Genomic DNA, 8,715 nt, shown 5'->3' on the forward strand with positions numbered 1-8,715 from the left:
CGCGGGGGGGGCTCGTCGAGCCGCGCGCGGAAGGACGCGGGGAGCTGCGCGCGTCTCTGGCCGGAAAGAGCGTCGCGGTTCCCGTGGTCGTGACCGGCCTTTCGGAGGAAACGCGTCCCGATTACGTGCGGGATGTGAATCCTGTTCTGAGCCGTCTGGGCTGCAACGCCGGGACGTGTCACGGCGCGGCCAAAGGCAAAAACGGCTTCAAGCTTTCGCTGCGGGGTTATGACGCGCTGCACGACATCCGGTCGCTCACGGACGACCTGGCCTCGCGGCGGGTGAACGTGGCGTCGGCGGACGACAGCCTCATGCTGCTGAAGCCCACGGCGGCGGTGCCGCACGAGGGCGGCCAGGTCCTGCGGCCCGGCGATCCCTATTACCGGATCCTGCGCGCCTGGATCGCCCAGGGAGCGAAGTTCGATCGTTCGACCCCGAAGGTGGCCCGGATCGAGATCTTCCCGGCCAACCCCGTTGTCGAGCGGATCGGGTCGCGGCAGCAGTTCCGCGTGATTGCCACGTACGAAGACGGCCGCACGCGGGACGTGACGCGGGAAGCGTTCGTCGAGAGCGGGAACACGGAGGTCGCCACGGCGGACCGCTCCGGGCTGCTGACGGCCGTGCGGCGCGGGGAAGCGTCCGTCCTGGCGCGCTACGAGGGCTGCTACACGGCGACGACGCTCACCGTGATGGGCGAGCGCAAGGGATTCGCGTGGGAGGATCCGCCGGTCTTCAACAAGATCGACGAGCTCGTGGCGGCGAAGTGGAAGCGCCTCAAGATCCGGCCTTCGGAACTCGCCTCGGATGCGGAATTCCTGCGCCGCGTGTATCTGGATCTGACGGGACTTCCGCCCACGGCGGACGAGGTCCGGGCGTTCCTCGCCGACAAGTCCGAGACGCGGGCCAAGCGCGAGGCCGTGATCGACCGCCTCATCGGGAACGACGCCTTCATCGAGTACTGGACGAACAAGTGGGCGGACCTTCTCCAGGTGAACCGGAAGTTCCTGGGGGCGGAAGGGGCCGCCGCCTTCCGCAAATGGATCCGCGAGGAGGTCGCTCGGAACACGCCGTACAACGAGTTCGTCTACAAGATCCTCACGGCTTCGGGATCCAACCGCGAGAACCCGGCGGCGAGCTACTACAAAATCCTCCGGGAGCCGGGAACGACCACCGAGAACACGACGCATCTTTTCCTGGCGATCCGGTTCAACTGCAACAAGTGCCACGATCACCCGTTCGAACGGTGGACCCAGAACCAGTATTACGAGACCGCGGCTTACTTCGCGCAGGTGGATCTCAAGCCCGACCCCGCTTCGGGCGGCAAGAACGTGGGCGGCACGGCCGTCGAGGGCGCCAAGCCCCTCTACGAGATCGTCGCGGACCGCAAGGAGGGCGAGGTGACGCACCTCCGGACGGGGGAGACCGTCGCGCCGAAGTTCCCCTTCGAGACGAAGTTCCAGGCGCCGCCGGGCGCGACGCGCCGCCAGATCCTGGCCGCGTGGCTCACCTCCCCGGACAACCCGTATTTCGCCCGGAGCTTCGTCAACCGTCTCTGGGGCTACCTCTTCGGCGTGGGCATCATCGAGCCCATCGACGACATCCGGGCCGGAAATCCGCCGAGCAATCCGGAGCTTCTGGACTACCTGACGGCGCAGTTCGTGGAAAGCGGCTTCGACGTGCGCCACATGCTGCGCCTCATCACGAAGTCGCGCACCTATCAGCTTTCGGTGCAGACGAACGAATGGAACCGGGACGACCGCCAGAACTTCTCGCACGCGCGGGCGCGGCGGCTGCCGGCGGAAGTGCTCTACGACGCCGTGCACTTCGTGACCGGCTCCACGCCCCGGATCCCCGGAGTCCCGCCGGGGACGCGCGCGGCGGCGCTTCCGGACTCGGGAATCGATCTTCCCTCCGGCTTCCTCGGCACGTTCGGGCGGCCGCCGCGGGAAAGCCCCTGCGAGTGCGAGCGCACGAGCGAGCTGCGCCTGGGCGCGGTCATGGCCCTCATCACCGGCGGAACCATCGGCGACGCGATCGCGGATCCGCAGAACGCCCTCCCGCGGCTCGTGGCCGAAATTCAGGACGACGCGAAGCTCGTGGACGAGATCTTCCTGCGCGTCCTCAACCGTCCGGCCAAGCCGCAGGAGGTGGAGGCGTTCCGTCAGACGCTGCGGGCCGCCCAGGAGGATCACGCGCGGCTGATCGCGGATCTCGAGAAGCGCGAGGCGGAATGGAAGGAGCTTCAGCCCAAGCTCGAGCGGGAGCGCGAAGAGGCGATCGCCCGCGCCAAGGCGGACCTGGCGGCCTACGAGAAGGAGATCGCCCCCCGCGTCGCCGAGGAGGAGCGGCGGCGGCAGGAGCGGATCGCGCAGCGGGAAAAGGAGCTCAAGGACTACGTGGACGCGCTCGGCTCGCGGCTGCCGGAATTCGAGAAGAAGTATGCTTCGGACGTCGAATGGGTGCCGCTCGCGCCCGAGGGGCTCAAGGCGTCCAACGGGGCCACCCTGACGCGCCTGCCGGACCGGTCGGTGGCCGTGAGCGGCAAGAACGGGAAGGGGGCCGTGACGGTGACGGCCCGGACGGATCTGGCGGGGATCACCGCGGTGCGCCTGGAGGTCCTGGCGGACCCGAAGCTTCCGGCGGGCGGTCCGGGGCGCGCCGGCAACGGCAACTTCGTCCTGACGGAGCTCGAGCTCAAGGCCGCGCCGAAGGGCAAGCCGGGGGAGGCGCGTCCCGTGAAGCTCCAGAACGCCCGGGCCGACTTCAGCCAGGACCAGTTCGACGTGAAGCTGGCGATCGACGGCAAGACCGCCGACGCGCGCGGCTGGGCGGTGATGCCGGTCTTCGGCCTGACCCACTGGGCCACGTTCGAGACGGCCGAGGACGTGGGGCACGAGGGCGGGACGGTGCTGACCTTCGTGCTGCACCAGAATTACGACAACGACCACCAGATCGGCCGGTTCCGGCTCTCGGTGGCGGCCCGGAAGCGCCCGGTGGGGCTCTCGCTCTCGGAGGAGCTGCGCGCGATCCTGGCCACGCCCGACCAGGAGCGTTCGCCGGAGGCGCGCGAGGCGTTCCTCAAGCACGTCCGCGCCGTCGATCCCGAGGTCCGCAAGCGCGAGGCGGCGCTGGCGGAGGCCCGCCAGCCCCTTCCGGTGGATCCGGGGCTCAAGCACCGGCGGGAGACGCTGGAACTCGTGAGCCGGCCGGTGGCGCTGGATCCGCGGCTGGCGCAGCTCCGCCAGGACGCGGAGCAGTCGCGGAAGCAGATGGAGAACGTCCGCCTGACGGCGGCGCAGGACCTGGTGTGGGCGCTGGTCAACAGCCCGGCGTTCCTGTTCAACCGGTAGGAGGAAGGGCCATGATCGTGATTCCGGCGGGCGGTTCGGAGAAGGATTCCTGCTGCGGCGGCAAATTCGGCATGACCCGGCGCGACGTCCTGCGCGTGGGCGGCTCCGGGCTTCTGGGCCTTTCCCTCGGATCGATGTTCCAGCTCCGGGCGCGCGCCCAGGAGGAGCGGCGCGGCGGCGGGCCCGGGTGGGGCAAGGCCAAGAGCATCATCATGATCTACCTCCAGGGCGGGCCCAGCCACCTGGACCTCTGGGACCCCAAGGAGAACGTTCCGGACAACGTCCGCAGCGTCTTCAAGCCCATTCCCACCCGGACGCCGGGCCTCCAGTTCACGGAGGTCCTGCCGCGCCTGGCTCAGGTGACCGACAAGGTCACGATGATCCACTCCATGAGCTATTCGCCCAACGGGCTCTTCAACCACACGGCGGCGATCTACCAGATGATGACCGGGTACACGACCGACAAGGTCAGCCCGTCGGGGCAGCTCGAACCTCCCGATCCGAAGGACTTCCCGAACTTCGGGTCCAACATCGTGCGCCTCAAGCCGCCCGAGGTGCCGATGCTTCCTTTCGTCATGCTTCCGCGGCCGCTTCAGGAGTCCAACGTCGTGGGCAAGGGCGGCACGGCCGGATTCCTCGGGAAGGCGTACGATCCGTACACGCTCTATCCCGAAGGCGACGACATGGACATGAACAAGATGGACCGCATCAAGGTGGACGACCTCAAGCTGCGGCCCGAGGTCTTCGCCTTCCGGCTCCAGCGGCGGGCGCGCCTGCGGGACGCGGTCAATGCCACGATGCCCGAGATCGAGGCGGCGGTGTCGGATTACAAGCTGGACGAATACTACGACCGGGCGCTCAATCTCGTGGTCTCCGGCCGCGCGCGGGAGGCGTTCGAGCTGAGCCGGGAGCCCCTGGCGGTGCGGGACCTCTACGGCCGCAACACCTTCGGCCAGAGCTGCCTGCTGGCGCGGCGGCTCGTCGAGGCCGGCACCCGCGTGGTCGAAGTCATCTGGCCCAAGGTGGCCAATTCGGACAACCACTCGTGGGATCACCACGTGGATCTGACCAAGCGGATGCGCGATCAGTCCGGGCCCATGCTCGACATGGGACTGTCGGGTTTGATCACGGACCTCGATCAGCGGGGGCTGCTCGAGGAGACGCTCGTCGTGGCGGTGGGCGAGTTCGGCCGCGCGCCGCAGAAAGGCGTCTCGACCTCGGGGAACGGCAACTCCGCCGACGGGCGCGATCACTGGCCGTACTGCTACACCGCGCTCATCGCGGGCGCGGGCATCAAGCGGGGCTACGTGCACGGGAAGAGCGACAAGACGGGGTCCGCCCCCGTGGAGAAGCCGGTGCATCCGGGGCAGCTCCTGGCCACGATCTACCACGCGTTCGGGATCGCGCCCGAGACGATCGTGCTCAACCACCTGAAGCAGCCCAGGGAGCTCGTTCAGGCGCAGGCCGTGACGGAGCTTTTCGCGTAGGGGGCGGGGAGCCGGGCGGGAAAGGACCGGCGGAGCTTCCGCGGAAGGAGGCTCAGCCTTCGTCTTCCTCGTCCTCGTCCGGGGTTTCCTCCTCTTCCTCTTCGGCGTCGGAGGCTTCTTCCTCCGCTTCCTCGGGTTCGGGTTCCGGGCGGGGTTTCGGGGGGCGTCCGCGCCGGGGTTTCGGGGGCGCCTCGGCGGCGCCGGCGGCCGCGGCCGCCTTGGCCTTGCGCGGCGGCTTGAGCCTTCCTTCGGCGAACGCCGCGAACGCCTGGTCCCGCCCCTCCGGCGTGGGATCGAACGCCAGGACTTCCGCGTCCAGATCCACGGGGATCAGGAACCAGCCCTCCTTTTCCCGGTAGACGCGCCGCTCGATGCGCACGCCGGTGTGGTGGATGAAGAGCGTGTCCGATTCCCGCTCCCAACCCTTCGGCGGCTGAAAGGCCATGATGCTTCCTCCATCGCGGTTGTGGCGCGGACGTCGGAGCGTCCGCCGGAACAGTATAGAGCCGCGGACGCGCCGTGTCGAGCGCCCGCCGACGCGCCTTACACGGGACCGCGGAGGCGGCCGCAGGACTCCGTCAGCGCCTTGAGGCGCGCCGCCAGGTCGCCCGTCAGCGTTCCGGGCTGAAGCCTCCAGTCCCAGTTCCCCGAAGGCTGGCCGGGCCGGTTCATCCGGGCTTCCGACCCGAGCCCCAAAAGATCCTGCGCCGGCACGATCGCGGTGTCCGCCGCCGAGCGGAAGACGGCGGCGATCATGTCCCAGTGGATCTCGCGCCCGTCGCTGCCCAGGTACTCAAGAACGCGCGCGCGCAGCTCGGGGCTCTCGAGACTCTCGAACCAGCCGCGCGACGTGTCGTTGTCGTGCGTCCCGGTGGCCGCGAGCGAGCGGCGCGGGTAGCGGTGCGGCAGGTGGGGATTGCCGGGAGTGCCGTCGAAGGCGAATTGAAGCACGCGGATTCCCGGCAGGTCGAACCGGTCGCGCAGGGCTTCGACCTCGGGGGTCACGATGCCCAGGTCCTCGGCGACCAGCTCGAGCGCCCCCCGCTCGGCGTGGAGGCGCTCGAAGATCTCCTGTCCCGGCGCGAGGACCCAGCGGCCCCGCAGGGCGGTCCGCAGGCGACCGGGCACCGCCCAGGCGCGGTGGAAGCCGATGAAGTGGTCGATCCGCACGGCGTCGAAGCGGGCGAGCGCCGTCCGGAAGCGGGCCAGCCACCAGGCGAAGCCCCGCTCGCGGTGGCGCTCCCAGCGGTAGATCGGAAAACCCCAGAGCTGCCCCGTGCGGCTGAAAAGATCCGGCGGGACGCCGGCCACGCGGCGGGCCCGGCCGCCCCGGCCCAGATCGAAAAGCTCCTGGTTGGCCCAGACGTCCGCGCTGTCGTGGGAGACATAGAAGGGGACGTCCCCGATCAGCCCCACGCCCAGGTCCGCGCAGCGCCGCCGCAGCTCCGTCCACTGACGCTCGAAGACGAACTGCACGAATTCGTGGAAGCGGATCTCGCGGGCCAGCGTCCGGTGGGCCTGCCCCAGGGCGTCCGGGTTCCGATCCCGCACCCCCTCTTCCCACGAGGTCCACGCCGCGCCTCCGTGGGCTTGCTTCAGGGCGCGGTAGAGGGCGTAGTCGGGCAGCCAGTCGGAGGCGGCCCGGCGGAACTCCTCGAAGGCGTCCCGCGCGGAGCTTCCCGCGCGCGCTTCGAAGGCGGCGTAGGCCCGCCGAAGGCGCTCCTCCTTGAACGCCTCCGCCTCCGGATAGGCCGTCCGGCCGGGCGGGGTGTCCGGCGCCGCCGCCTCCTCCGGCCGCAGCCAGGACTCCCGCGCGAGGAGGTCGAGGCTGATGAGAAGCGGATTCCCCGCCCAGGAGGAGAGCGCCGAATAGGGGGAATTGCCGAAGCCGGTGGGGCCCAGAGGCAGCATCTGCCACCAGGACTGGCCGGCCGAGGCCAGGAACTCGGCGAACCGGCACGCCGCTTCTCCCAGATCGCCGATGGCGGAGGGCTCGGGAAGGGACGTGGGGTGCAGAAGCACGCCCGCCGCGCGCGTTCGGAGACTGGGTTTCGTGGCCATGGAGGCGCCGAGCGATGGATACCAGATCCGGCCGCGCCGGCGCAAGGGGAACCTGATCTCGCTTAACCTCGGGCATGACAAATTGTATAGTGGAACCGGGTGGGGCGGGAGGGACCGGCACCGGGAAGACAGCTCCATGAAAATCGTCATCGGTTCGGATCACGCGGGCTTCAAGGTCAAGGAACGCCTCAAGAAACTTCTCGAGCAGTGGGGCCATCAGGTGATCGACATGGGCACCACCGGCGAAGAGTCGTGCGACTATCCGGACTTCGCCGAGAAGGTGGCCCGGGCCGTCGCCTCGGGTCAGGGGGAGCGGGGCGTGCTTCTGTGCGGCACGGGGATCGGCATGGCCATGACCGCCAACCGCATTCCGGGAGCTCTGGCCGCCACCGTTCACGACCGGGTGACCGCGGAGATGAGCCGCAAGCACAACAACGCCAACATCTTCTGCGCCGGCGCCTGGGTGCTCCCGGCGGGGGAGATCGAATCGAATCTCAAGGTGTGGCTGGAGACTCCGTTCGAGGGGGGACGCCACGAGCGCCGCGTCGGGAAAATCCTCAAGCTCGACCGCCCCAAGTAGGGCCCCCGCTTAGAAGCGCGTCCGGAACCGCACCGTCAGAGCGACCCCCGTCGCGTCCCGGCCCGGCACCAGCGGCACGAGCTCTTCCTGGCCGGGCGCCAGCTCCCGGTGAACGCGGGCGGCCTCCGGGGCCGAGTAGATCACCGTCCGCGCGCTCAGGTTGCGGATCCACAGAGCGGTGCCGCGCATCGAGGGCTCGCCGCGATCGTTGACCAGAAAGGCCAGGACGCCGGCCGCCTGCCAGAGACGGTCGTTGCCTCCCGCCCACGCCGTCACCTCGAGAAGCGTCTCGCGGCTCTCTTCATCGCGGTAGGAGATCTCGACATCCCGGCGAACGGCCCAGCCGTCCCCGCCGCCCGGCGCCGGTTCCGGCTGCGGCGGCGTCTCGCGCATCGCCTGGGCCACGAGCGTGGAACGCCGGAGGTCCTCCGGAGGCGAGGACCGAAGGAAGGCATCCAGGTTCGTGCGGACCCGCTCGGGATCCCGGGGCTCCGCCGTTCTCCAGGCCGCCATCAGCCGATAGTGAAGCTCCGCCCGGACGTCGCGTCCGGAACGGGACCGGAGCGCGCGTCGAGCCGCCAGATCCTCCAGGAACAGGCGCCCCAGGACCCGCTGGGAGAGCGACGCCTGGCGGCTTTCGACCAGGGACAGGTAGAGAAGGGCGCACTCGCCGTCGCCCCAGGCCGCGCCCTTGCGGGCGAAGCGGAGCGCTTCGATCGGGTCGCGGTCCGCAAGCGCATGGGCCAGGGCCTCGCAGGCTTCGCCGGGGGTCCACGAAAGGTCCGCGTTGCCGTCGTCCGGTCCGCGCTCCGCCCGCTCGATCCACGCGCGCGGCAGCGTCACGCCCCCGCGGCGCACTTCGGCGGGCGCGGCCTGGCACGCCGCCAGGAACCCCAGGGCCAGCGTCGCAATTACATTTTTCATGACCTACGGTAGAGCAATCCGCGTGCCACGGCGGTTTCCGGCGGAAGGACGCCGAATCGGCACGGAAGTGTCGGAAGGATCGACAGTTCGGTCGGCGGAGAACGTGGAAGATAAGGCGTCGGAGGAAGGACCGGAAGGGACCGGAGCGTTCAGCGCGCCGCGCGCACGAGGGCAGGGGAAGCCGCAGGCGCGGTCGAAACGTCCGCCGGGACGAGGATGAAGGAGGGCCTCGCTTCCGGACGCTCGGCGGGAGCGGTGTCGTGGAGCGCCGCCAGAAGGATGCCGAAGAGGAAGCTCGTCGCGAGCAGAAGCG

6 protein-coding genes are annotated in these 8,715 nt (G+C 69.7%); 3 read left to right on the top strand and 3 right to left on the bottom strand.

What is annotated here, in order from left to right:
* Both VNO22_05450 and VNO22_05455 read left to right on the top strand, forming a co-directional pair.
* Positions 1 to 3,350 (top strand): DUF1549 domain-containing protein (locus tag VNO22_05450; protein HXG60794.1); only part of this gene is annotated, 3,350 nt, incomplete at its 5' end.
* An 11-nt stretch (positions 3,351 to 3,361) separates the two neighbouring features.
* Positions 3,362 to 4,837: a DUF1501 domain-containing protein gene (locus VNO22_05455; protein ID HXG60795.1), complete on the top strand. Its 1,476-nt coding sequence runs from the start codon at positions 3,362 to 3,364 to the stop codon at positions 4,835 to 4,837.
* 52 nt (positions 4,838 to 4,889) lie between these two features.
* Here the strand turns inward: VNO22_05455 and VNO22_05460 are convergent, their stop codons facing one another.
* Positions 4,890 to 5,282, bottom strand: coding sequence for a hypothetical protein (locus tag VNO22_05460; GenBank protein HXG60796.1), 393 nt, complete (start codon positions 5,280 to 5,282; stop codon positions 4,890 to 4,892).
* Between the two features lie 98 nt (positions 5,283 to 5,380).
* Positions 5,381 to 6,898 (bottom strand): 4-alpha-glucanotransferase, encoded by a 1,518-nt coding sequence (gene malQ / locus VNO22_05465; GenBank protein HXG60797.1) that lies wholly within the window; start codon positions 6,896 to 6,898, stop codon positions 5,381 to 5,383.
* A 136-nt stretch (positions 6,899 to 7,034) separates the two neighbouring features.
* Here malQ and rpiB point away from each other — a divergent pair, with 136 nt between their 5' ends.
* On the top strand, positions 7,035 to 7,478 hold the full coding sequence (rpiB, locus tag VNO22_05470) for a ribose 5-phosphate isomerase B (GenBank protein ID HXG60798.1): 444 nt from the start codon (positions 7,035 to 7,037) through the stop codon (positions 7,476 to 7,478).
* A 9-nt stretch (positions 7,479 to 7,487) separates the two neighbouring features.
* On the opposite strand, the gene VNO22_05475 is transcribed toward rpiB, so the two are convergent.
* Positions 7,488 to 8,402 (bottom strand): hypothetical protein, encoded by a 915-nt coding sequence (locus tag VNO22_05475; protein ID HXG60799.1) that lies wholly within the window; start codon positions 8,400 to 8,402, stop codon positions 7,488 to 7,490.
* Positions 8,403 to 8,715: the final 313 nt, after the last annotated feature.

It is taken from the genome of Planctomycetota bacterium (genome assembly GCA_035574235.1).
In the GTDB taxonomy this organism is placed as follows: Bacteria; Planctomycetota; MHYJ01; order MHYJ01; family JACPRB01; genus DATLZA01.

Bases quoted from the DNA above. Each gene is read 5' to 3' on its own strand.
- VNO22_05455 (HXG60795.1), top strand. From the start codon at position 3,362: ATGATCGTGATTCCGGCGGGCGGTTCGGAGAAGGATTCCTGCTGCGGC.
- VNO22_05460 (HXG60796.1), bottom strand. From the start codon at position 5,282: ATGGCCTTTCAGCCGCCGAAGGGTTGGGAGCGGGAATCGGACACGCTC.
- malQ (HXG60797.1), bottom strand. From the start codon at position 6,898: ATGGCCACGAAACCCAGTCTCCGAACGCGCGCGGCGGGCGTGCTTCTG.
- rpiB (HXG60798.1), top strand. From the start codon at position 7,035: ATGAAAATCGTCATCGGTTCGGATCACGCGGGCTTCAAGGTCAAGGAA.
- VNO22_05475 (HXG60799.1), bottom strand. From the start codon at position 8,402: ATGAAAAATGTAATTGCGACGCTGGCCCTGGGGTTCCTGGCGGCGTGC.